The organism is Desulfosporosinus sp. Sb-LF, from assembly GCF_004766055.1.
Taxonomy (GTDB): Bacteria; Bacillota; Desulfitobacteriia; order Desulfitobacteriales; family Desulfitobacteriaceae; genus Desulfosporosinus.
The window spans coordinates 108,004-132,211 of sequence record NZ_SPQR01000004.1; the positions used below are offsets into that span (position 1 = coordinate 108,004).

The 24,208-nt window shown below is 45.1% G+C and carries 26 protein-coding genes and 2 riboswitches; all 26 genes read right to left on the reverse strand.

Annotation, left to right across the window (positions count from 1 at the left end):
• Positions 1–17 precede the first annotated feature (17 nt).
• The 26 genes from E4K68_RS06990 to E4K68_RS07115 all read right to left on the reverse strand — a co-directional run bounded on the left by E4K68_RS06990 (position 18) and on the right by E4K68_RS07115 (position 24,022).
• Positions 18–821, reverse strand: a complete 804-nt coding sequence (locus E4K68_RS06990; protein ID WP_135378223.1) for a methyltetrahydrofolate cobalamin methyltransferase — start codon at positions 819–821, stop codon at positions 18–20.
• A 193-nt stretch (positions 822–1,014) separates the two neighbouring features.
• On the reverse strand, positions 1,015–1,836 hold the full coding sequence (locus tag E4K68_RS06995) for an ATP-binding cassette domain-containing protein (protein ID WP_348982847.1): 822 nt from the start codon (positions 1,834–1,836) through the stop codon (positions 1,015–1,017).
• A 41-nt stretch (positions 1,837–1,877) separates the two neighbouring features.
• Positions 1,878–2,639: a cobalt ECF transporter T component CbiQ gene (gene cbiQ / locus E4K68_RS07000; protein WP_158291382.1), complete on the reverse strand. Its 762-nt coding sequence runs from the start codon at positions 2,637–2,639 to the stop codon at positions 1,878–1,880.
• Between the two features lie 121 nt (positions 2,640–2,760).
• Positions 2,761–3,057, reverse strand: coding sequence for a cobalt transporter (locus E4K68_RS07005; protein WP_135378226.1), 297 nt, complete (start codon positions 3,055–3,057; stop codon positions 2,761–2,763).
• Positions 3,054–3,788 carry an energy-coupling factor ABC transporter permease gene (locus tag E4K68_RS07010; protein ID WP_135378227.1) on the reverse strand — a complete coding sequence of 245 codons (735 nt, stop codon included), beginning with the start codon at positions 3,786–3,788 and terminating at the stop codon, positions 3,054–3,056. The genes E4K68_RS07005 and E4K68_RS07010 overlap by 4 nt, the downstream gene beginning before the upstream one ends.
• Positions 3,788–4,918, reverse strand: coding sequence for a threonine-phosphate decarboxylase (locus E4K68_RS07015; protein ID WP_135378438.1), 1,131 nt, complete (start codon positions 4,916–4,918; stop codon positions 3,788–3,790). The genes E4K68_RS07010 and E4K68_RS07015 overlap by 1 nt, the downstream gene beginning before the upstream one ends.
• A gap of 4 nt (positions 4,919–4,922) precedes the next feature.
• Complete coding sequence (locus E4K68_RS07020) at positions 4,923–5,840, reverse strand: GHMP kinase (RefSeq protein ID WP_135378228.1); 918 nt, start codon at positions 5,838–5,840, stop codon at positions 4,923–4,925.
• Positions 5,840–6,397 carry a cob(I)yrinic acid a,c-diamide adenosyltransferase gene (locus E4K68_RS07025; RefSeq protein ID WP_135378229.1) on the reverse strand — a complete coding sequence of 186 codons (558 nt, stop codon included), beginning with the start codon at positions 6,395–6,397 and terminating at the stop codon, positions 5,840–5,842. Before E4K68_RS07025 ends, E4K68_RS07020 begins: the two co-directional genes overlap by 1 nt.
• Entirely contained in the window at positions 6,394–7,791 is a 1,398-nt protein-coding gene (locus E4K68_RS07030) for a cobyrinate a,c-diamide synthase (protein ID WP_135378230.1), read from the reverse strand. The genes E4K68_RS07025 and E4K68_RS07030 overlap by 4 nt, the downstream gene beginning before the upstream one ends.
• Before the next feature lie 49 nt (positions 7,792–7,840).
• Complete coding sequence (gene cbiB / locus E4K68_RS07035) at positions 7,841–8,815, reverse strand: adenosylcobinamide-phosphate synthase CbiB (protein WP_135378231.1); 975 nt, start codon at positions 8,813–8,815, stop codon at positions 7,841–7,843.
• A 1-nt stretch (position 8,816) separates the two neighbouring features.
• Entirely contained in the window at positions 8,817–10,418 is a 1,602-nt protein-coding gene (locus E4K68_RS07040; protein WP_135378232.1) for a cobyric acid synthase, read from the reverse strand.
• A 70-nt stretch (positions 10,419–10,488) separates the two neighbouring features.
• Positions 10,489–11,127 (reverse strand): precorrin-8X methylmutase, encoded by a 639-nt coding sequence (locus tag E4K68_RS07045; RefSeq protein ID WP_135378233.1) that lies wholly within the window; start codon positions 11,125–11,127, stop codon positions 10,489–10,491.
• Positions 11,124–11,492, reverse strand: coding sequence for a CbiX/SirB N-terminal domain-containing protein (locus tag E4K68_RS07050; protein WP_135378234.1), 369 nt, complete (start codon positions 11,490–11,492; stop codon positions 11,124–11,126). Before E4K68_RS07050 ends, E4K68_RS07045 begins: the two co-directional genes overlap by 4 nt.
• Positions 11,489–12,250, reverse strand: coding sequence for a precorrin-6A reductase (gene cobK, locus E4K68_RS07055; RefSeq protein WP_135378235.1), 762 nt, complete (start codon positions 12,248–12,250; stop codon positions 11,489–11,491). Before cobK ends, E4K68_RS07050 begins: the two co-directional genes overlap by 4 nt.
• Complete coding sequence (cobJ, locus tag E4K68_RS07060; RefSeq protein ID WP_243450306.1) at positions 12,247–12,936, reverse strand: precorrin-3B C(17)-methyltransferase; 690 nt, start codon at positions 12,934–12,936, stop codon at positions 12,247–12,249. The genes cobK and cobJ overlap by 4 nt, the downstream gene beginning before the upstream one ends.
• Before the next feature lie 26 nt (positions 12,937–12,962).
• The gene (locus E4K68_RS07065; protein WP_135378237.1) at positions 12,963–14,051 is read right to left on the reverse strand and encodes a cobalamin biosynthesis protein; all 1,089 of its coding nucleotides are present in this window, start codon (positions 14,049–14,051) and stop codon (positions 12,963–12,965) included.
• The gene (gene cobM / locus E4K68_RS07070; protein ID WP_135378238.1) at positions 14,048–14,836 is read right to left on the reverse strand and encodes a precorrin-4 C(11)-methyltransferase; all 789 of its coding nucleotides are present in this window, start codon (positions 14,834–14,836) and stop codon (positions 14,048–14,050) included. Before cobM ends, E4K68_RS07065 begins: the two co-directional genes overlap by 4 nt.
• The gene (gene cobI, locus E4K68_RS07075) at positions 14,833–15,555 is read right to left on the reverse strand and encodes a precorrin-2 C(20)-methyltransferase (protein ID WP_135378239.1); all 723 of its coding nucleotides are present in this window, start codon (positions 15,553–15,555) and stop codon (positions 14,833–14,835) included. The genes cobM and cobI overlap by 4 nt, the downstream gene beginning before the upstream one ends.
• Complete coding sequence (gene cbiE / locus E4K68_RS07080) at positions 15,552–16,769, reverse strand: precorrin-6y C5,15-methyltransferase (decarboxylating) subunit CbiE (protein ID WP_135378240.1); 1,218 nt, start codon at positions 16,767–16,769, stop codon at positions 15,552–15,554. Before cbiE ends, cobI begins: the two co-directional genes overlap by 4 nt.
• A 182-nt stretch (positions 16,770–16,951) precedes the next feature.
• Positions 16,952–17,132: riboswitch (cobalamin riboswitch) on the reverse strand.
• 126 nt (positions 17,133–17,258) lie between these two features.
• Positions 17,259–18,386 carry a cobalt-precorrin-5B (C(1))-methyltransferase CbiD gene (gene cbiD / locus E4K68_RS07085; protein WP_135378241.1) on the reverse strand — a complete coding sequence of 376 codons (1,128 nt, stop codon included), beginning with the start codon at positions 18,384–18,386 and terminating at the stop codon, positions 17,259–17,261.
• A gap of 127 nt (positions 18,387–18,513) precedes the next feature.
• Positions 18,514–19,326 carry an energy-coupling factor transporter transmembrane component T gene (locus E4K68_RS07090; RefSeq protein ID WP_135378242.1) on the reverse strand — a complete coding sequence of 271 codons (813 nt, stop codon included), beginning with the start codon at positions 19,324–19,326 and terminating at the stop codon, positions 18,514–18,516.
• Positions 19,317–21,086 (reverse strand): ABC transporter ATP-binding protein, encoded by a 1,770-nt coding sequence (locus E4K68_RS07095; protein ID WP_243450290.1) that lies wholly within the window; start codon positions 21,084–21,086, stop codon positions 19,317–19,319. Before E4K68_RS07095 ends, E4K68_RS07090 begins: the two co-directional genes overlap by 10 nt.
• Positions 21,087–21,103: 17 nt before the next feature.
• Positions 21,104–21,619, reverse strand: coding sequence for an ECF transporter S component (locus tag E4K68_RS07100; RefSeq protein WP_135378244.1), 516 nt, complete (start codon positions 21,617–21,619; stop codon positions 21,104–21,106).
• Positions 21,620–21,639: 20 nt separating this feature from the next.
• Entirely contained in the window at positions 21,640–22,383 is a 744-nt protein-coding gene (locus E4K68_RS07105; protein ID WP_135378245.1) for an alpha-ribazole kinase, read from the reverse strand.
• Between the two features lie 102 nt (positions 22,384–22,485).
• A riboswitch (cobalamin riboswitch) is annotated at positions 22,486–22,660 on the reverse strand.
• A 99-nt stretch (positions 22,661–22,759) separates the two neighbouring features.
• On the reverse strand, positions 22,760–23,059 hold the full coding sequence (locus E4K68_RS07110) for a YkvA family protein (RefSeq protein WP_243450291.1): 300 nt from the start codon (positions 23,057–23,059) through the stop codon (positions 22,760–22,762).
• Positions 23,060–23,182: 123 nt separating this feature from the next.
• A complete protein-coding gene (locus E4K68_RS07115; RefSeq protein WP_348982844.1) occupies positions 23,183–24,022 on the reverse strand; it encodes a flavodoxin family protein in 840 nt (279 codons plus the stop codon).
• Positions 24,023–24,208 lie beyond the last annotated feature (186 nt).

Genomic DNA, 24,208 nt, shown 5'->3' on the forward strand with positions numbered 1-24,208 from the left:
TTATTCATGTCTAGCCTCTAGCCTAAGAACTCGAATTGCTTGTTACGAAATGCCTTGAGATATTTTACACAATAATCGTCTCTGCCAGCTAATGTCTCAGCCGTAATCAAGCTTGCCATCATCATTTTGTCCAAGGGGTTAATGATGAGAGCATCCAACCCTTTGCCAATAGCCATAATAGCAAAGGCATGGTTCATGAACTTCCGTACTGGTAGTCCATATGACACGTTTGATAGTCCGCAAATTGTATGAACCCCTTTAAACCGCGTCATGATAGCTTCAACGGAATTTATAAATTCCACAGCAAAGGTGTTGTTTGTAGAGACTGGTTGAACCAAGGGATCTACATAAATGTTATTGAGCGGTACATTGTTTTTGACGAGCCCCTCAATGAGTTTTTCGGCAATTTTTAGGCGAGCGTCCATGGTTTCAGGCATACCCTCGTCACTCATACAAAGTGCTACAACTTTTAAGTCAGTTCCTGCAACGACAGGGATCAACGCATCGTAACGTTCTTTTTCCAGTGAGATTGAGTTAATCATTGCAATCCCTTTGTGTACAGACAGGGCAGCCTCGATTGCTTTTGGGTCGGGGCTATCTATGCAGCAGGGTGCATCAACTACCTCTTGAACCGTTTTCACAAGCCATTGCAGATATTCTGGCTCCTTACCAACAAAGATACCAGCGTTAACATCAATATAATCTGCGCCAGCTTCAAGTTCATCCTTAGCCACCTTTTGGATATATTCGACATCTTGCGCTTTGATAGCTTCCCCAATGGCTTTACGACTTGCATTAATTAATTCTCCAACAACTAACATGTCTTTTCCTCCCTCTATTTAACTAAAAATTTACATTGACCCATCCATTTTTGAATTTTATTTCTTCGATATTATCATTTTAGTCTTATATTGTATCGTTTCATATGGATTTTTTTGCTTTATATTGATTTATCTTAACATTTTGACTGCTTAAAACTCTCTGAAAAGTGATCCGATATATGGTATCGGGTAATTACAGCTTTCTAAAGGCTTCTCTCGCTTCTTTGATGGTTAAGGGATTGGCAGAAGAAATGACCCCCTCTTTATGTTTTAGGATCTCCCATAGATGGGCAATGCGAGGTAAGCGCAAAAATGCACCGCGAATGAGTACTGGATCAGAAAAGATATGTTCGGGTGTCCCTTCAATTACTATTCGACCTTCTTGCATAACATAAGCGCGGTCACAATAAATCGGGACAATATCGACTTCGTGAGTAGAGATAATGGTGGTTAATCCCTTGTTAACTTGCAATCCTTTTAACGTAAGCATCAAGTCTGCTGCAGTTCGAGGATCAAGACCGGCCGTTGGTTCGTCAAGTACGATGATGTCGCAGTGCATGGCTAACACACCCGCGATGGCGACTCTCTTCTTCTGGCCATAACTGAGCTGATGAATGCTATGATTCCGTTGTTCCCACATTTTACATTGTTTCAAAGCAGATTCAACCCGTTCCTGAATCTCTGAGGCGGACAATCCTAAATTTTTGGGGCCATAGGAAACGTCCTCATAGACACTAGCCGCAAATAGCTGGTCATGGGGATCCTGAAAAACCATACCAACCTGAGTAAATACCTCATTTTGATGCCACTGGGATAAATTTTTTCCTTTTAAAAGAACACTTCCGGAACGTGGTTTTAATAGCCCGTTAAAATGCTGAAAAAGGGTAGTTTTACCGCAGCCATTGGCTCCTAATAGCGCGACACATTCTCCTGAATTTACGGAAAAATCCACACCATGTAAAATTTCCGTTCCGTTCGGATAGGCAAATGCTAAATTTTGTGTCTCCAATATCACCACAATGTCACCCTCAAATTCCTATTGGTTATTTTCGTGCATTATCTTCCAATGACCCAGCTCCCTAGGATAATTATTAATCCTAAACCCGATACCAAGAGGTCTTGTTTTCTTAGAACAAGATCATGATGAACGGAAATTTCTCCATTATATCCTCGGCATCTCATGGCTTGCCATAACCGAACACTTTTATCAAAGACTCGGATAAACAAAATCCCACCGATTGCACCGATTGATTGGATGGTTCGCCACCATGTACCATATCCTAGCCGCATATGTTGGGCCTTTTGCAGGCGTTCCAATTCGTCTAATAATGTGAACAATGACGAATAGGCTAAGGTCATGATTTCAATGACTAATTGCGGCACCCTAAACCAAGCAAGGGCTTGAATCCACTCCTGAACGGTTGTTGTAAATGTTAACACAGACATCACACTAATTCCGCCGAAAATTCGAGCTGCAAATAATGACCCTCGCATTAATCCTTCATGATATCCAATTAAGTGAAAAGAGAAGATATTCCATTCAAACCAAGGGGTGTGCCCATTGATGAAGATTTGGGTTGCCCCTACAAAAATTGCGAGGAAGAGGATCGGGCGTAATCGCCGCCATAACAAATGCCCACTTACCCCGACTAAGTTCAAGAGCAGAATGCTTAAGATGCCAAAACAAAATGGCAAAAGCCAAGAACGTGTACTTGTAGCAGCAAGCAAACCAGCGACAGTCAGAAACAATTTGATACGTCCGTCCACGTGAGATAATTTCGTCACCGGATTTGGATCTCTTATTCCCGTCGCTAGCATGGATCTCCCCTCCTCATCTATCAAGGTATCTGTGACTAACATAGAAATTTCTTAGAATATCTTATTACCGTGGACATTAGTTATTATAAAGTTCTCGCGGCGGCTTACCTGGTTATATTGATTATTGTTTCTGAATATTACTATGGCTTTCAGTTCGTCCGAAAAGGTCTCGCCAAGTATATCCAATCACAAATCCCGCAACCGCGCCCCCGATAGCAAACATAAAAAGTAAAAGATCTCCTTTATTAGTATTTATGAGAGGCGGACGTTCTCCTGCACCCACTTCTGACGCATATTTCTCTGCGACTGCATTGACATGTGTATCTGCTCCAGGCATAGCTGGAGCATGTACCCCGAGATAAATAATGATTCCAAGGAACAAAACCAAAAACCCAGATTTCCATACTTGTTGTTTCACTCTTTTTCTCCCCTTTCAGAGAGAACTGAGCTCGCAGCTGTTTCTGAATTCGCCCTTTGATAGTTGTCGGATGCTGGTAAGACGTGAAGCAACATTAAAATGTCTGGTCGATGTTCGGCGATATATTTCAGAACCAAGCCTGTAAAAATCCCTTCCAGAATAGCCAAGGGCCATTGGGTGGGAATGAACACAGTAAAAATAGCTAAGAAAACTTCGCTAAAGGGATGAGTCCCATGAATAGCCAAAGCCAATTGCGTGGATGTTCCAACGTAAATTGCTATATCCCCAATTAATCCAGCAACAAATCCTGACCAAAAGAGATTGAGCCTAATCCGACGCAATCCCCAAAAGAGTCCCCACCCTACCCAACCCCCGAAAACGCCCATGGTGAGGGTGTTGGCTCCAAGCGTTGTCAATCCGCCATGAGAAAAGAAAAGGGCTTGAAAAAGAAGGGCGATAAGACTCATTAACGTTGCGATAGCAGGCCCCAATAGAATGGCTCCCAAAGGTGTCCCACCTGGATGGGAACAGGTACCAGTCATTGGGACTGGAATCGGAAGAAGCGAGACAAGGAAAATCCCTGCTGTCATGACCCCTGTTAATTGCTTCATCATCGGGAGTTCTCGGCTTTTTTTAGCAAGGCTTCTAGCTCCGGCGGCCACAAAAGCACTTGCGCCAACCCAATACGCAATGGCGTAGGGAGCTGGTAGCATTCCCTCAGCGATATGCATCAATCACGCCCCCTTTCAACCTTAGAGTAGAATCCCTTTAGCCCATCAATGAGCCGTTGCATGGCTGGAGTATCTTTAATCGCAACTCGGATGAAATTCCCTGACAGACCTGCAAAGCTGGCACAATCCCGCACTAGAACCCCTTGTTTACCCAAATGTTGGATCAAGGCACCCGTTGTGGGGTTCAAAACCTCAATTAAGGCAAAATTAACTGAACTTGGCCAAAGTCGTAACTCTAATAAATTAGCAAGTTCAAATTCTCGGTAGAAATAGGAGCGACTCTCTCTCAGCTTTTCTCGAACGCTATCCGGGTAGTTTAAATCTTCTAGGGATGTGATTCCGGCTTGTTGAGCAAGCACATTTACGGACCAAGGATCTCTGTATTGCTCAAAAAGAGTAAGTAGAGACGGATGCGCAAAGAGTGTGCCTAAGCGTAATCCTGGCAAACTGTAGAACTTTGTCAACGAGTAAAGTACGATGAGGTGTTCGTTATTTTTAAGATATACGCGAGTAGATTCGCGTGACTCGTCAGGAAGAAAGTCAACGAAGGACTCATCAAACAAGATGCGACATCCTAATTCTTTGGTAAGCGTTAGAATGTATTCAAACGTGTCTTTTTGGAGGACACTGCCTGTCGGATTATGGGGAGAGCAAAGAAAGAGTAAGTCACAGCCTTCTAGGTATCTCCTCCACTCTCGGTCCACTCCACCCTCACCACGGGTGTTTTCGTGGTCTCCATTCCTTCGATTAAACTTGGCCCAGCCCTCAGGTCCTAGTGGAATATAGCTCACTTCCGAACCGGTTGAACGCGCAGCCCGTTCGTATTCACTAAATGTCGGAATAGGAATTGCTACTTTTTTAGGTTTTAACGCTTGCACGATTGTGAATATTAATTCACCAGCGCCGTTACCAACCATAATTGAGTCGGCAGGAAGCCCCAGATGATTAGAAAGCGCTTTCCTCAAGTCCATACTCTCGGGATCCGGATAATTTACAATATCCTTCATGCCTTGTTGCAAGGAAGCCCAAACCTTCGGTGGCGGTCCAAAAGGATTGATATTTGCAGAAAGATCAATCAACGAACTGGAGCCATATAATTCTTGGGCTCTGCGCAAATTTCCACCATGCATAGTCTCACCCCGCATTTTCTGTAAAATTGGATTTTATTGCCACAACTCCGCCACCGTGACTATTGAAGAGATCGAGGAACGTAGGGCTAAACCGTTGCTCTGCTTCAAGGCGTAAATGTAGCTGTGAATCCCGACTTAAAAAGCCTTCTTGCGGAAATACCCCGGCAAGCAATGTACCGCTGTGAGCAGTAATAACACCTAGCCCCCCATTTTGACGAACCCATGCCAAGAAGAGTTCAAACGAGGATTTCGGATTTATTTCCAGATTACACCGAGCACTGATTGTTCCAGCCGTCGCTAATTTTTCCAAATCGATTTGTTCTATTCCTTCACGGGCCAAACAATAGGCCCTCTCAATTTCAATTTCAAAGTGCCGGTAGTGTTCAGCTAACCCCGGCCGAGCATTGAAAACTCTTGTATCAATTGTTCCACCCCAATCTAGGGCAAGAAATAAGGCGGGGAGCGAAGGCCCGAGTACAAAATGGTTATGTCGTTGAACATGTTCTATCTCGGTGATACCCGGAAACATGACGCTATCGCTCGGTTCAATCTGTAAAGCAAGCTGAGCCAATCGCTCGGGAGCAGGGTCTTCTCCAAGGGCCGTTAGTGTGGCTGCCGCTACGGCAGTAATGTCAGCAGTAGAGCTTGCCATTCCTTTTCCCTCAGGAAGTTGCTGTAAAAATTCCACCTTACCGCCCAACCTGGGAAGATCCAGATCTTCTTTAAGTAATTCTAATACTTGGAGAGCTTTAGTTTTACGCAGCGGAAGATCCCAACCTGGTGTATGCACGTTCAATGCCACCCTTGCTTCCGAAAAACGGTCAATGGGACAATCCACAAGAAATGGAACTCCTTTTCGTGCTCCCTGCACCCATTCTCCGCACGTCCCCGGACACCGGGCCAATCCGACAGCGAAATCCATTAATATTCAATCCCCCTACGACTGCTAACGCCCTTAGCAAAAGGATGCTTTAGCAAGTTTAGGTCCCACCAATTGTCTACTAGAGATTCTAAAAATTCAGGCATCCCTCGCCCTGTCAGAATCCATTCTAGAGAAGTATTTGTCGACAAGAGTTCTTGTACAAGATCCAAACTTAAAAAACCGCGATTCAGGGCATGACTTACTTCGTCTAAAATTATAACATCATAAGATTTCGCCCTGACTTCACCTAGCACAAAATTATACGCTTGGTTAACCAAGTCCAAAGCGATCTCCGGATCCCGGTTTTGCCGAAAACACTCCCCACAGCCCGTACAGTGTTTCAGACCCGTTCTAATCATACCCGCCCAACGACAACCCACGCCAAATTGAATGAGAGGTACCCCTAAACGGTAAAGACCTGTTAGTTCACCACTGTAGGTGCTCCCTTTTAGAAATTGTACCATCAGAACGCGTTTCCCTTCAGTATAAGCCAAAAGGGCTTCTCCGATGGCTGACGTCGTTTTCCCTTTACCTTGGCCAGTATAAACAGTGATCATACCTCGCTTCTCCGAGAACGTGACGCAAACCAATGTTCAAGTAGTCCAGGCTGTCCTGAAAAATGAAGGTGTAAGTACGAAGCGACAATGTTCTCTCGCGCATAACCCTCCATACGATCGGCTTTGCCTCCTTTGAACAATTCATAAGCGGATGGAAAGTCTTTTTTATAAGTCACACGCGAATAGTGAAACTCATGCCCTTGAACTGTTGTCCCACGGGGACCCAGGAAATTATCCTGGCAAAAGACTCCTTCACGATACCCAATCCCTTGTAAGCGTTTTGTCATTTCCGCTTTCATGGGAATGAGACCTGCCAAGGGGACTTCGTTTCCCTCAAAGTCCGTTATAGACTGTCCAAGGTACATATACCCTCCACATTCTGCATAGATCGGCTTTCCACTTTTCGCATAGTCTCGAAGTGATTCTAGAAAGGAAATGTTGTTACTCAAATGGTTTAAATGAAGCTCTGGAAAACCACCACCTATAAAAATGCCGTCAAGGTTTTGGGGTAGAAATCGGTCGTGCAAAGGGCTAAACGGAACAATTATACAATTCAAGCGCTCTGCTAAGTCTAAAGCATCTTGGTAGTAAAAAAGGAAGGCCTCATCGTGCGCTAAGCCTAGGCGAAATTTACCACTTTGAGCTAACGTTTGAGCGGTCATTGAATGCAAGTTAGTTTTTGTTTCTTCAAAAAGAGATTCAAGAAGATTAGGTGCGTTACGCATAATGGTTTCAACTTGCTCTAAATCGACGTGTTTGGTTATCAGTTCCGAAAGTGTGTCGATAAAGCCTTCCAATAGTCCACCCTCTCCCACAGGAACCAATCCCAAATGCCGTTCCGGAAGATGGAGGGCCCCTTCTTTCGGAAGAACTCCAAGGACGGGGATCTGAAGATCACTAAGGGCTTCTCTTAGTATTTTTTCTTGGGCGGGGGATTTTACGCGGTTAAGGATTACCCCTTGAAGGTTTACTTGAGGGTCAAAAGAGTTAAATCCGTGGACTAAGGCAGCCACGCTGCGAGACATGGAGGATGCATCGACAATAAGGATAATGGGAGCATGAAGGAGTTTCGCAACATCAGCCGTACTTCCGAAACCAGCCGTTCCACTCATACCATCGAACATGCCCATGACACCCTCAATCACCGCCCAGTTCTCTTCAGAACTCTGAGCAAAGACGGAAGGGAGATGCTCACCCAACAGCCAGCGATCTAGATTGCGGGAAGCTCTACCTGTAGCAGCCGCATGATAACTAGGATCAATATAATCCGGCCCAACCTTGTACCCTTGGATTGGTCGTCCGCGTTTTTTTAAAGCCGCCATCAAACCGGTAGCAAGGGTAGTTTTACCTACTCCGCTATGCGTTCCCGCTAGGACAATTCGAGGAATTCTCATACCGTCTCTCCCCTCCTGTTTTTATCTTAATGTGCAGAAGTATTCAGATTTAACCTGCTATAAAAGCTAATAATAAAGCTGGGAAAAGAGATAACCAAGTCGCTGTTCGAACTAAGTATCGACAGTGAACAATGTCGAGGGCATTGACTGGATGAAGTATTTCACCCATTTCCGCGCGATGATGAGTCTGACCATGGTAACAATTAATGCCACCTAAACGAATTCCGAGTAACCCAGCAACGACACTTTCCGGATTCCCGCCGTTAGGGCTTGGATGTCCTGCGGCATCACGTTTCCACATTTGATAGGCATGGCCTACGGGCATTCGACTTAGCCAACCAGCCAAGAGTAAGAAGGGAACTGATAACCGTGCTGGAAGGTAATTCGCCCAATCATCCGTTCGGGCAGAGAACCAACCAAAATCCTCATAGCGTTCATTTCGATAACCAACCATCGAATCTAAAGTGCTGATCGCCTTGAAGGTCATGGCTAGTGGTGCACCGCCGAGGGCTGCATAAAAAAGTGGAGATAAAATCCCATCGACAAAGTTTTCAGCAAGTGTTTCGACCGTTCCTCGTACGATCTCCCCTTCAGAAAGATTCTCCGTGTCCCGGCTAACCAACCAAGAAAGCCGCTTCCGGGCCGCGTCTAAATCTCCTTGTTTTAAAGGAGCCAGAACACTTTGCCCTGCATCTAAGAGGGATTTTCCAGCCAGTGTTGTAAAGACTAGATACACACTAACAACCAGTCCCAGCAAGGGATGGAGTTTGTTCGCTCCCCATAGAACAAGTAACGTCAACAGATAAGTCCCACCTACTACTAGGAACGTTAAAAGGACACCGTTTCTGCGGCGTTTTGCGGGGGACCCATGATTAAGACGACGTTCCAAAAAGGCTATGACATTTCCAATCCCCACGACAGGATGCGGCCAACTACGAGGGTCTCCTAGGACTTGGTCGAGAAGAAATCCGATGAAGACAGTGACAGGGAGTACTATTGAGAAAACTTTATATGCTTCCGTCATTTCAAATTACCCGGTCTTTCCCCTCGTTAGGTTCGTTGAAACTTGCCAAATCACTTGGCTTCGTATCTGCCCCCAACCCCATGATAGCCCGTACGCGCTCGAGATCCACACTCTGACGTACTAAGTCTGCTAACTCATTGAACGCTGACTCTCGTAGCGCTGCCTGAGAGAGTGTCGCTTCAACGGGTCTTCGTTGACCTCTGCGTTCCCAGAGCCACATTAAAAGTGCTGTCCGCAAACGATCATTATCAAAAATCCCGTGCAAGTAAGTTCCATAGGCATTTCCTGCTTGCAAACCATCCGTATAGGTTACGCCATTCGATGTTAGATTAAAAAGCGGCGTCTGTCCTTCATCCATCGTGGAGCGGCCCATATGAATTTCATAACCAACGACTGTATCCCCGGTACATGCCCCAAAAAAGTCTCGATCCGCTAGAATTGTCCCCTTGCTCTGAACAGTATGTTTCTGAGGATAAAATTCCGTTACCATCGGAAGAATCCCGAGACCTAAAACCTCTTCTAGTTCGGATTCGGTATGCAACGGATCTTTCACCGAGCGGCCCATCATCTGATACCCACCGCAAACTCCGATCAGAGGAACTTTTTCCTCAGAAAGCATTTGAATCTGCGTCCCTAAACCACTCTCATGAAGAAACCTTAAATCAGCTAGGGTATTTTTACTTCCCGGAAGAATTAGGAGATCTGGTTTTCCCAAATTTGATAGTTCGGTAACGTAGCGTACAGCGACATCCGGTTCATCTTGAAGCGCATCAAAGTCTGTAAAGTTTGAAATATAAGGGAAGCGAATTACCGCAATATCTAATTGTTCAGCTAAAGAAACCGAAGGTTTTTCGTCTGCCTCATTCAAGGCTACGGAATCTTCATCCGGAATCCTAATTTTAAAATAAGGAACAACCCCAACGACTGGGATCCCTGTTCTCTCTTCAATGAAATCTAATGCAGGTTGAAGAAGCTTGATTTCTCCTCGAAACTTATTAAAGATAATTCCTTTAATCATAGCTCGTTCTTCAGGTTCCACTAATTCTAAGGTCCCTACAACAGAAGCCAAGGCACCGCCACGATCAATGTCTGCTACAAGTAAGACTGGTGAATTCGCTTCTAAGGCTACACGCATATTAACAATATCGTTGGATTTAAGGTTGACTTCGGCGGGACTTCCTGCTCCTTCAATAATCACAATTTCATGATCATTGAGCAGCCCATGAAGTGCCTCTGTCACAAACGGCCATGTCATACGCTGATATTCTCCGTGGTAACGCAAGGCTGTCACATTCCCCTGTGACTTGCCCATAATGACCACCTGCGAACCAGTTGGCCCACTAGGTTTAAGTAAAATCGGGTTCATTCGCACTTCTGGCTCTACGCCAGCAGCTTGGGCCTGAACTACCTGAGCTCTACCCATCTCTCCGCCCGATGCGGTCACAAAGGAGTTAAGGGCCATATTCTGTGCTTTGAAGGGACTAACTTTGTATCCTTCTTGGTAAAATATTCGACAAAACGCTGCAGCTAACACGCTTTTGCCAACGCTAGAAGAAGTTCCCTGGATCATGAGCTTGGCTGTGAATTTTCTATTTGAAGACATTATATCACCTTCTTTTTCTGAACTGGTGTTTTTTGCCCAGGATTGACTGATATTGGATAATTTCTTTGTCTTATTTGTTAAGTTGCCGCAAGGCGGTATAGATCAACGCATTGACAACCGTAGCAGCGAGTGGGCTCCCCCCACGCGTCCCTAATACAGTGACCGATGGGATATCTTGGCGTTCCCAAAGTATATCTTTGGACTCTTTCGCCCCTATAAATCCAACGGGTATTCCGATGATCAAAGCCGGACGTGTTTCAGGATTCTCGGCGAGGCGTAAGACTTCGATTAGAGCTGTTGGCGCGTTTCCGATCGCCACAACAGAATTATGAAGGCGCTCCGGATTCAAGCGAAAGGCGGTCATTGATCGCGTGATTCCCCAAGCTTTAGCTTGTTCAGCGACCTCAGGAGCATTAAGAAAGCATTCCACTGTTCCACCTAAGGATTTTAGTTTCTGCTTTGAGATACCTGCGCGGACCATTTCAACATCTGTGATGACGGTCGCACCCGCCTTCAAAGCCTTAAGTCCGCTTGCAATCGCTTGTGGATGAATTGCTATGACAGATTCTAAAGAAGGATCCCCACTTGTATGAATCAAACGTTCCACAACTGGGAATTCATCCTCCGTCCATGGGCGGGTCAGACCAGCTCGTATGATACGCATACTTTCAGCTTCAATATGCCCTGGATCTAATATAAATGCTGTCATTCGCCTAAAGCCTCCTTAATTCGTAGGCTAGCTAAATTCGCAATACCGTCATCTGCTCCCAGTTCTCTGGTAAAGATTATCTCAACGTTCGGATGCTGTTCGCGAATTTCGCGTAATTCTTCATGGATATCTACCGTCACGTGGACTCCGCGGAAGAGAAAGAGTGGCATAATAACAATTCGTAACGCACCGTCTTTGATTTTCGCCTCCACCACTTCTGGAAGGCTAGGATGATCATGGGCCATATAAGCAGGCGTTACGGGCTGTCCCATTAACAGACTAACTTTTTCGGCGACAACTAAAAGCCCTTGGTTTGCTTCTGCACGACGACTACCGTGTCCTAAGAGAACGATTTCTGATTTCATAAGATTTCCTCCAAATGTTTTATAAATTGTGAAAGCGTATAACTAGTTTGATCTTCAGTGTTCGGTCGTTTCAAGATGACTAACGGGATATTTAAGCAGAGGCAAGCCTGTACTTTTTCGAGGGTTCCTCCTACTTTTCCACTCTCTTTGGCAACTACGACTTCGATCCTTAATTGCTTGAACATCGCTTCGTCCCACTCTTGAGAAAATGGGCCTTGAGCAGCGATGATTTGATTCGGTTTGAATCCAAACGATTCGCAACGCGCCAACACGTCTGATGTAGGTAAGACACGGATATAGAGCATTTTGTCTTTCAGAGAGGGGAGCGATACCCATTCTGGCAACGCATTGCTTCCTGTCGTCAACAAAATACGTTGTCCTAGCTCTGCAGCCATTCGAGCAGCAGACGGAATGTCTTCAGCCCAATGAATAAGGGGATGAACTTCTAAATCCAGTGCTGAGCGCTGCCAACAAAGGTAGGGTAGCGATAGCTCTCGGCAGACTGTTTTAGCCATTTGTTTCACCCGTGTCGCATAGGGATGGGTTGCATCCACCAGTGCTGCAAAGGTACCTTTCTTTAGGAGATCTGTGAGGATGGGAGCATCCATCGCACCGGAACGAACTTGGAGTCCTTGCACTAGTGCCAAATCTGCGCCATAAGCGGTCAGTGTAGAGACTAAAACATCATGTCCACGCTGTTTTAAGGCATTCGCTAGTTGTCGTCCATCTTCTGTTCCAGCTAAAACCAGAAGTCTCACAGTTTATACCCACGAGGGGTAACCATATAAGGGCCAACAATACGAGTTTGCGAGTTCCCGATAATGACAGTTGTCAGCATGTCGATGGTGTGATTGGTGAAATCCCCGATTGTGGTGATTTGCACGCTCGATTCCTCCCCACGTAATGCCTCTCGGACAAGGCCAACGGGAGTATCGGGACGACGGTAGCGTAGTAGGATTTCTCGTACTGTCTCTATGTGTTGTGTTCGACCGAGACTTTTTGGGTTATAAATCGCAAAGATAAAATCTCCTTCAGCTGCCAAGCGCACTCGTTTCTCGATGACTTCCCAAGGGGTTAACAGATCACTCAAGCTAATCACAGCAAAGTCATGCATTAAAGGAGCACCTAGCATGGAGGCAGACGCAGAAGCTGCCGTTACACCTGGAATAATCTCCAGTGGAAGATCAATAAGCCCCTCTTGTTCTAGACACTCAATAATAATCCCAGCCATTCCATAGACACCAGCATCTCCGCTACTCACGACAGCAACCCTATGTCCCTCGGCCGCCAAACGAATCGCCTCACGACAGCGGTCGATCTCTTGACGCATTCCAGTAGCTACAATCTGTTGATGAGTTAAAAACGAACGAATAAGCTCTATGTAAGTTTTATACCCTACGATGTATTCAACTTCATTTAACACCGACTGTACTCGTGCGGTCATATGGTCAGGGTCTCCAGGTCCGAGGCCTACGACAAAGAGCTTTCCTTTTCCATGCTGATCGCTACTGTGACCCCCTGCCCCATGATCTTCGGCAGGATTAGCCGTCCCTTGTGTGTTCCCAGTAAACTCGCTGCTTCGCATACTCCGTCCACTCCTATCTTCTCGTTAACAAAGTTTGATCGACTTAACTGTTCATGTTCATTAACCGCTTGAAGTTCAGCTGCTCGAAAGGTTCGAAACGGAACTCGAAGCTGCTTGGCCGCTTCTATCAGTCCAACTTCATCGGATTTAAGGTCAATACTATAGATCCCGGATATTGCCTTAAGCGAGGCACCAATTTGTTCTACAGCCGACGTGATTCTCTCTAAAATTGTTTCCGAAGAGACTCCGCGGCGACACCCAACTCCAACACTCAAGACTGGAGGCACTAAATAGAGGCAATCTGCTTTAATATCTGTGTTAGGAAAAGCATCTAAGATTACATTTGCTTTATCTTTGTCGTTTTCTGACAAGAACCGATAACGACTATCGTTAAACCAAGTGTGTTCGGGTTTCAAAGAGTGACTTGTCCAGACGTTGAGATATCCTTGTTCCATGAGTAAACGGTTAACCACTGGTAAATGGTCTATGGGTTCTACTTTCCAACCATTCCTTCGGGCGTATTCATCGGGTGCTACTAATCCTCGACCGTCTGTTGCTGTGGTAATAACTGCTTGAGCACCGATCTGATGGGCGATCTGATTCGCCCAGGAGTTTGCGCCACCCAGATGCCCGGAAAGCAAAGGTATAACGAATTCTCCTTCTTCATCTAGAACAAGTACCGCTGGATCTCGATCTTTGCGTTCGATAAAGGGAGCAATTTGGCGTACCACAATCCCTGTCGCCATGACAAAAATGAGAACTGGATACTCTCGCCATAGGTCTGGGACGATATCCCCTAAACGCCGAAAGTTGTGTAGGTTTGCTTGAACATGTTCTATTTGCTTGTTCTCGTTCAGGCCGAGTGCTTTCTCATGGATGAAAAGCTCTGAAGTCGCTGTTTTTGGTAGACCCTCTCCAATACGCTGGGCTGTAGCCATCCCGCGATCCGTTAATGCCACAAGTGCTACTTTCACGTTTCTGTCCCTTGACGGTATTCGTGGGTAAAGGTCGGATCATAAAGTTTGGACCTCGCGTAACCGTTTGCCGGATCTAAGAAATCCCCGACAAGAATCTGAGCCTGCTTACGGATTCCTGCCTGTTTAACTTTTTCTACGATTGTTTCTAAGGTCCCGAGAAGAACCTCTTCATCCGGCCAACTAGCTTTAGCAATTACGGCGATGGGAGTAGATACAGGATAACCCCCTTCCAATAAGGCTGCTACCACAGAACCCATATCTTGGACACTTAGGAAAATTGCCATACTGGCTTGATGTTTTGCTAATTTTTCAAGTGCCTCACGTTCTGGCACAGGGGTACGTCCAGCTAAACGGGTAAGAATTAAAGTTTGGCTAATATCTGGCAAGGTGAACTCACGCTTGACCGCCGCCGCAGCTGCAAACACCGAGCTGACCCCTGGAATGACGGAATACGGAATTTCTTGTTTGTCTAAATAGTCAAATTGTTCCTTTATTGCTCCGTACATACTAGGATCTCCAGTATGGAGACGTACAATCATTTCCCCACGACTAGTTCCCTCGGACATCAAAGCAACCACCTCTTCGAGTGTTAGATGGGCACTGTCGTGAAAAGGGGTTCCCGGACGACAGATATCGAGTAATGTCGGGTTGACTAAAGACCCCGCGTAGATCACACGGTCAGCTCGTTCTAGTGCGCGGGATCCTTTGATTGTGATCAGTTCCGGATCTCCAGGGCCAGCTCCGACGAAAATAACTTTTCCCGTAAGTTTGTTCTGACTCAATCTTTTTTCCTCCCTAACAAATCCTTTTTGACAAGTAAAAGGCTGAGATAATCGATTTTGTCGGAAGCAAAGTCCTGTGGTTTAGGCTTCCAGCGGATAGCCTCACCCGGCTGCCCTAGGCGTGTTAGCAAGACCGCTTTTTTATCTTTCTCCTCTAGAAGTGTTAAAATCTCAGGAAGTCTCCGAGAGACTTTCATCAAAACCAAGTTCGGAAAGTCGAGAAATTCGCCCACATCTTCGGTACTTGGCAAGATAAGAAGGGGTTCATCCCCTGTGGCAAGAGGTAAATTAATCCTGGCAGCTGCTGCGGACATGGCAGTGATACCTGGCACAGTTGCAATACATTCCTGGGGTAATTCCTCCTGGAGGATGTTAAGTAGGTAACTGTAAGTGCTATAGAGTGAAGGATCACCCAGCGTAATGAACGCAATCGATTTGCCCTGTTTTAGTTCAGATAAGAGTGTCTGTGCTCCATCTTGCCAAGCCTTAGCCAAAACTTGCTGGTCCGAAGTCATGGGCAATTCCAGTTCGATAAGGCGGACGTTCGACGGGCAATGAATTTTAGCAATATCCCAGGCGACGCTTTCTCGCTCCATTTTAGATTTTGGGATAGCTACCAGATCGACGGTTTGTAAAACGTTGACAGCTTGTAAGGTCAAGAGCTGAGGATCGCCGGGGCCAACCCCGACTCCATAAAATTTCCCCCACATTGTATTCATGACTTCCCCTCTTTTCGTGCTGATAGAATAAAGACCGGATTTAAAGCTTGTGCCATATGAAGAGTTTGTACTGGCTTCCAACGGACTGCTTGAATAGAAACGGCATCGATTTCTTGATAGTGAAGATCTTCAAGGAGTTTCAGTCCGTGGGATACCGTTTCGATTGTCACTGCAGTGATCACGATTCTACCTCCCTCAACGAGGGGTACTTTTTCTAGAATTTCCTTCAATCGTCCATGACTTCCGCCAATGATACAGACATTAACTTGGGGGAGCTCTCCAAAAACATCGGGGGCGGCCCCGGAAATCAGACGTAGGTTAGAGATGCCAAACTTTTGTTGATTGGCTAGAATGAGTTCTTGAGCCTCTGGATTATGTTCAATTGCATAAACAACCCCTTTAGGAGCGAGACCAGCGGCTTCAATACTAATGCTTCCAGTACCAGCCCCGATGTCCACAATATGGTCATTGGTCGATATTTGGGCCTTCGCGAGTACTTGGACTCGAATTTCCGCTTTGGTCATGGGAACCTTTCCCCGTAGGAACTCATGGTCTGGAATACCAATTCTGCAACCAGTAGTTTGCATATTATCCTGCTCAATTGTTGGATACAGAATAACGATGGCATTTTTCAACGATGTTTTCTCATGAGATAAATGCTCGGCATCCATTGTTTCCCAGAATTCTTCTGGATAGGTAAGGGCATTGCCTACAGAAATATGGGGGTTACTTCCGAGATCCAAATAGAGTTGCGCTATTTTCTGAGGGGTATTTTCTCCACCCGTTAAGACCGCTGTGGGACGAGTTATCACCCGTGGCAATACGGACAATTCTCGACCATGAACACTAACGAAGGTTGCCTCTTGCCAAGGAATCCCTGCTCTCGCAAAGGCGAATTGTAGAGAGCTTATTCCCGGGTAGACGTCGATTCTCTCCTCAGGAAATTCCTTTTTAAGCCTGGGCAAAAAGCTGAAAAACCCGGGGTCGCCTGAGACGAGAACTCCAATAATTTTCTTTTTTTGAAGTGCGTTTGCAATCACTTCAAGACTGTGAGCGAGGTCACCAGATAGGCAATACTGTCGTCCCGCGAAATTTGGAAAGAGTTCAAGCGCCCTAGAACCCCCAATTAAAATGTCGCAATTTCCCACAAGTTTAGTGATTGCAGGGGGCAACCATTCCGGTCTACCGGGGCCGATACCGATCACCTGTAACATAGAAAACCTTCTTCCATTGCTTGATGAATTATACGTTCACCACAGGTTCTAGAAATTTCATTTCATTCATTAAGTTGACTTGCGAATGGGAAGGAAGCGTATTATAGATGGGTAAATAAAAACGAGCCTGAGCGGCTCGTATGGTTTACCTAAATAAACACACACATTTCCTATCGCCCGTAGGTCTGTGATGTTCTTAAGGCAGGTTTCCTGGCTTCAAATCATCATTCTCTTCCTCTAACATTCGATCATGGCATTACTGAAGAGAACTCCTTGTTTACAGTGGCGGGACCGCGCCGGATTTTCACCGACTTCCCCTTTAAAATCCCCAATTGCTGAGGAACCCTAAGAATGAGTAGTATTAAATTCATGAGTATGTATACAACTGATAATGGATTATTCTATAAGTATATACTAAATTCCTCTTTTTTAAAAATAAATTATTTAAAAAGCCAGACAATTAAATTAAATTGTCTGGCTAAGCATATGTCAAGGTTCAGTCGACCACACCCAACCTTGTTCTTTTACAATTTCGCGAGCTTTCGTATCCCAACCAATCGGTTGGCCGCTTAACAACGTCATAATCGTGCCTACGCTCAGACGCCCAATGGTGAATGCCTGGGCCCGTTCACTGGCCAAATGTGCTAGATGGTGAAGCAAGTTTTGCTCGCCGAGATTTAGAAGTTCTAATGTTGCTCCTTCAGTGGTTGGAAACTCTGCCAGATGTGCTAAGGTGTCAAAATTTACCCCAGCCAGTGCCGCATGTGCCAGCAATATTTCCGAACGTGCATCTGCAACACGATTATGGGTATGGAAAATCCCACCTGATACTTTGATCAGCTTCCCGATATGTCCCAGTAAAATGACCTGTTCAATTCCACGGTAGGCTGCTTCTTCCAAAAGGAAGCCTACAAAATTACTCATTTCGATCACGGCTTCAGTCGGGACCTTCAAGCGTTCCGTCGCGACTCTATAGCCATAGTGCCCTGGGGTTAGCACAATAGTTTTATGTCCATAAGCCACTGCCTGATCCAACTCCGGAAGAATCGAGGTTTTAAAAGCTTCTTCTGACATAGGACGGACGATCCCACTTGTCCCCAGAATTGAAATTCCTCCGACAATTCCCAACCTAGGATTTAGGGTTCGCAAAGCGGCGGCTTCTCCGGCAGGGACTTCGATGATTATTTCAAGTTCTTCTTCGGGGAAGACCTCACGTACAGCTTGATTGATCATTTTCCTCGGAACTGGGTTAATAGCGCTTTCCCCAACATCAATGGCTAATCCTTTTTTTGTGACGGTTCCTACCCCTTTGCCCCCACGGATGTGAATAATTCCATGAGGGGAAAGCTGACGTACTATCGCACGGATTTCAAGCCCATGTGTGATATCCGCATCATCCCCGCCGTTTTTGAGAATGCATGCAGTGGCTACTGAATCGTTTGATTCTCCCCCTTGGATGGGCATCATTAAGCGAGCAGAATTCGGCAGAGGAACCTCTACCTGCTCAGGTAAACTGTCCCCATGGAGAAGGAGGCAGGCTACTTTAGCTGCACCAGCTGCACAGCTTCCTGTTGTATATCCTTCGCGCCAAGTATGTCGATCTTTGTCTTTAGCCATAGTTTCCTCTCCCATATTAAGTTTATCAACGTAATATCAAACTGGTATTAGATTGGCATATCTGAAAGTATAAGTTATGTGATGCATCAGCGCAACTAAGGCCTACCACGAGCTAAAACTTTATTATCTACAAAACCCCCAGATGCAGTCTGAATCGAGCAAGAATAGCCAAGGTTATCGACAGAACAATGAGGAAAATCGCCCAGAAATCCCTTGGGGCAAACGCAATTTCGCGCAAAGGTGTCCAAGAACGAGTTAAGCCGTATCCCCTATTCAGCATTGCCATCGATAATGAATTAGCCATTAAAATCGAGTTTATAAACATGGGAATCATAATCGGAAGATACGATCGTATAGGACCTACAATTCCTTTTTCGTTAAATCTGGAACCTCGTGCCTTTTGAGCTTCTAGGATAAGCCTTCGTTTTTTATCCAGAGTAGGAATAAATCGTATCGCTGTTGTCAGCATCATGGAAATTTCTGCAGGGACCCTCATCTTATAGAAAAATTGCGTGAAATCATCCATCGACGTAGTCAAAGTTAACACAGAAGAAGCAATCATCAGACTAAAGAGGCGAAAGAGAAAGGTAGTGCCCATCAGAAATCCCCCCACCGTAGCCCCCAATCGGTCTCCCGGCAGGGCATAAAAGAGGATAGCTTGGCTAGAGACCCGCTCAAAGCGCTCCGGCGCGAACGTAAATCCTGTGATTAGAATAATTGAAATGGCAATGGGAATCAAGGGAGCCATCATCCCCCCAATCTTTCGCAGTGGGATTCTAATCCAAAAAGCCAATAATCCTGCCAAAGCTAATATTAAAACCTGGAACTGCGGATCTTGAAATAAAAACGAGAGGATACAGATCCCTAAGAATCCGAGCATCTTGGTTCGAACGTCTAAGCGATGGAGCAAGGTATTTCCCGGTAAATACTCTATAAACATCCCGTTTTTTCCCCACTTTCGAACATAGCAATGAACTCGTCGGGTTCGATCAAGGTTTCCTGAAACAAGACATCCTTCAATTGAGAAGAGAGCCTACAAAGTTGGGGTGGGACAATGGCAGCGTCAAGAAGCTTATCGTCCTTTGAAAAAACGTCACGAGGATTACCATCCATCAAGATACTGCCATCTTTGAGTACAATAACTCGGTTAGCATATTGGGCTACAAGGTCCATATCATGACTAATCATAATAATTGTGGTTCCTGCAGCATGTAATTTACGGATCAAACCCAACATCGCCTGAATTCCTGTCCAGTCTGATCCGGTAGTCGGTTCGTCTATGATGAGTATTTTGGGCTCGATTACAAGAATAGAGGCCATGGCTATCATTTGCCGTTCTCCTTTTCCTAAGGTGAACGGATGAACGTGACGGTATTTCTCTAACCCAGTAAACTGAAGCACCTGATCAACTCGGCCTTTGATTTCCATACCTTTGAAGCCAGCATTTTTGAGCCCATATTCTAATTCTTTCTCAACGGTAACAGAGAAAATTTGATGATCAGGATTTTGGAAGACATACCCGATCGTTTTGGACAAATGGTATGTATCATACTGAAGGGTATTCATGCCCTCTACGATAACTTCTCCGCTCGTTGGTTTCAGCAATCCATTCAAATGTTTGGCTAAGGTTGTTTTGCCAGCGCCATTTTGCCCGATTAGGGCTACAAACTCACCTGTTTCAATGGTTAGGTTAATTCCTTGTAAAGCAGGCTTTTCTGAATTGTATTGATAGACTAAGTTGCGAATCTGAATTGTTCCCTCATTCCGTACCTTGAAATAATCCGTCTCCTGCGGCAGAAGCGGCTGAGGGTTATCCCTCCGTTGTCCGTACTTAGGTAATAATCCTCTGATCAATTGTTCAGCAGACGAACTATCTAAAGGAATCTCGTCAAATGGAATCCAACCTTTTTCATAGAAATCCCATCCGATTAAACTGGTAGGTAAAGGCTTTATCCCATACTGACGTAAGAGGGGAATATTTCGAAAGAGTTCAGCTGGAACCCCTCGCCAAGCCACTTCCCCCTGGCTGAGCACAATCACCTCATCCGCTATATTGATCAGTTCTTCGCCGGAATGGTCGACTAACATAATTGTTAGATCTTTCTTGCGTCGTAGATCTTCTAACGTTTCATAGATTTCCGAACGTCCTACTGGATCAAGTTCCGAGGTAGGCTCATCAAGCACCAAGATTTCAGGTTCCATCACTAGAACGCCCGCAATCGCCAAACGTTGTTTTTCACCACCTGAAAGTTCCTCGGTTAAGCGTTGATTGTACCCTTTAAGGCGGACTTTTCCTAGAGTCCCATCGACTCTCTGATTAATTTCGTGCAACGAAACTAAAAAATTGCGTGGGCCAAACGCGGTATCTTCTTCAACGGTTCGACCGATGATCTGAGTCTCGGGATCCTGCAAGACGAGCCCAAGAACCCTTGACAACGACTGAATTGCGGTTTTCCTCACATTTTGACCGGCTGCGCTCACCTGTCCTGTCAGATCTCCTGCCAAGAGCTGAGGAATTAGACCGTTAAGACATAAACTCAAGGTCGTTTTCCCCGCTCCGGTAGCGCCCATTAAGACAATGAACGTTCCTTTTTGAACGGTAAGACTTACGTTCTTTAAACAAGGCTCTACGGCGTTTGGGTAACGGTAGGAGACATTCTTTAATTCAATAGCAATTTCAACGCGTTCCACGGTTTTCACGTCTTCCACCTCATTATTTAAATAAGCCGGCTACCCTTAATCCCTTTATAGGCAATTGCAGATATAATAACGTTAATGGCAGACCCAGCAACAAGAAAAGGCATTAATCCAAGAACCCCTCCCATACCCATCATAGGAAGCATAGCAAAAGATGATACGACTCCATTGAGGAGAATCCCCACGATGACAGCGGGAATGAGGCCCAGCTTCTGGCTCACCCAACGGTAGGCTAAAGCCCATAAAGCCATTTGGAAAGCAATATACAGATGAACAGGAATCGTCAAAGGAAATCCAATAACCGCTGATGTCAATAAATGACCAAAGGCAATGACGACCACTCCCTCTAGCCCTCCAAACGCTAAAGCACTGAAAAATCCAGGAGCAGAATCCATGCCGATAGTTCCCACAGGACTTGGAATTTTAATCAGAGCACCCACGGCACTTAAGGCGATGAAAATCGCCATAATCGATAGTCTTTTAACATTCCAAGCGGATAGTTTCAGGTCCTTTGTTTCTGTGTTTAAATTATTCATGGGCTATTCCTCCTTAGATTTTAGTCTAATCTACCTAGTTTAGTTAAGGGCAATCTCTCAAAACCAGAAGATTTGAGGTCAAAGATTGAGGACGATGAAGCCGAAACTATTAGACAAGTCGAAGGCCCAGCAGATTTATGCAAATCAAGGACACAAGAGGGATCAACGATCATCTGCTTCTTCACGTTAGAAGCAAGTTGCTGTGCTTCCACATGAATCCCTCTTGATCCAACAGGGATGATGTCGTGAACACCACAAATGTTTAAGAGGGCTTGGATGTGGTGAATTTGAACAATTTCAGAATCCTCAGGATTGTTGATCTCGGGGCCCACTTTAGGGAACCCTAAACAATAGATGTTATCACCGGATTGAGAAGTTCCGATGCGCAATTGGTTCTTCTCAGCCACACCAATCACGCTGACACCAAGGCCAGTTTGCTGTGTAATTATGTTTTTTTCAGTGCTGATCGCCATGGGTAGCGTCAATCTAGCGAATACTAACTCTTCTCTCACCCCCTCTAATATCCCTTCGCCAGTCGGATACGGCTCATTAGAAATTGCCACGGTCATCATCTGGGGAACAGCCCCAGTTGAAAGGACTTCCATCAGAGCGACTCGTGTGGTTAACCTCCCAGTAATAGACCACGAAATTCGGACCTCATCTAGATCTTTCATACCGATCGCTCCACAGGAATCACAAGAAGCCACAAGGTATTGTTCTTTACTAATTGAAACGACCTCGACATCTCGACCATGATACCCCAATCTCTTTCACCTTCCTTCGATAAGATAACAATAAAAAGTTCATGGTCAAAGTTCTTATCAACATGTGATAAGAATTTTGACCATGAACTTTACCTTAATTCATGATTTACATAAGTTACGGGCAGGTCTCCTGACTTAGAATCATCGTCCTATACGCCTTCCCGGTTATCCAGTGGCAGTGCATAGTTCTCCTCTTTACAGTGGTGGGTCCGTCTGGGATTCTCGCCCAGTTCCCTATTCTCCCTCATCAAAGGGCACCAGTAACGAACTATTTAGTTAAGCATAGTTTAATGCAAGGAGCGGAATATTACAAGAGTTTTTTGAATAATAGACGAGGTCAATTTGTGAATATCACGCACAGTTGTGATTATAATAATTAAATATTGAAAATAACGTCATAGGAAGACGCCTCAGTTGCTGAGGTGCTCCATATTTCTTCGATCGTCTCATGAGTAGAATCTCCTTGTTGTTTCCATTGTTTATATCGTTCAAGGTCAATACTTACTTGTGAAATAACAAAGCCAGCCACCGTCGCGTCATCGATAAATCCTGCAAATGGAATATAATCGAAGATCCCATCCTCTGGCGAAACGAAATAGACAATAGCCAAGACAATCATAAGGTGTGAGCGCGTTGGCATTTCTTTACAATTGCCATTAATCCAGTCTTTGAACACGCAGAACAGCAATTGGAATTTTTCCCAGGCTTCGCCCAGAGCACCCCGGTTGCTAGTGGCTTTTCTAAGTGCATCATTGAGAAGGTTTAGTAAAAATTCGTTTGATCTTTATTATGCATTAACTTAAGATTGCTTAATCCATTTATCTTGCCCTTTATAGCGGTTTCGTATTTCCGACAGCTCTTTACGGCGGTTGCCAAATTCTCGAACTTGCTCTACCAACCAGACCTGAAAGTGTTCTTTTAACGCATGTTTTTCAAAACGTCTACCTGCCAATCCGAAATCCCACTGTACACCGTTTTCCGAAGGATGGACGTCCGCTTCCTGACCACAAAAAGGGCAAACTGCATGATTTGGTTCAGGAAACTTCCAGAGATCCGACCAACATGTAGGGCATTGACCCTCTTCAAATTGACGAGGTTCACCGAACAATGACGCACCCAGCGAACGGATGCGCTCGAGCGATCTTTGATTTACCAAGGATTCACCGGGAAGTGCGCCCATAAACATGTGGGCATCTTTGACATTCAAGCCTATAAAACGAGCGTTTGCGATCAGGGCGGATAAGGTATACCCTTCCCAACCCTTAATTCCGGCAGTCCCAATGATTACACAGGGTTTCCCCCACAGCTCATCAAGATGTTGAGCAAGCGAAATAATCCGATCTCCAAACAACTTCGTGATTGCAGCCGGGCCTAAAGCATAGCAAGGGGCGGACAAAATGATCCCATCCGCTTCTTTAATTCGATCTAATAAGAAATACAAATCATCCGTTAGGGGGCAGCGTTGATCTGGAACTAAACAAGCATAGCAAGCTTTACAAGGCTGAAAATTCAATTCAGGCAGTTTGATGAGTTCTACCTCAAATTCCTCTCCAATTGAGGCGGCTGCCTCCTTGATTAAAATTTCTCCATTCGCTAATTTCCGTTGAGAAGCCACTAATCCTAAGATTCTTTTCATCATTATACCCTCTCTTCTTTTTATAAATTTCCCCGATTCTGGAGACGTGAAATTATCAGTTTGAACGTTTACTCTTCGGTAATAAATTATATCATACAGTTCTACTCCTTTTGTATGACAATTCAATCAAATCTCAATTTGCATATTAAGTTAATGAATTTATAGAACCTCTTTAACATTAATTGGGAT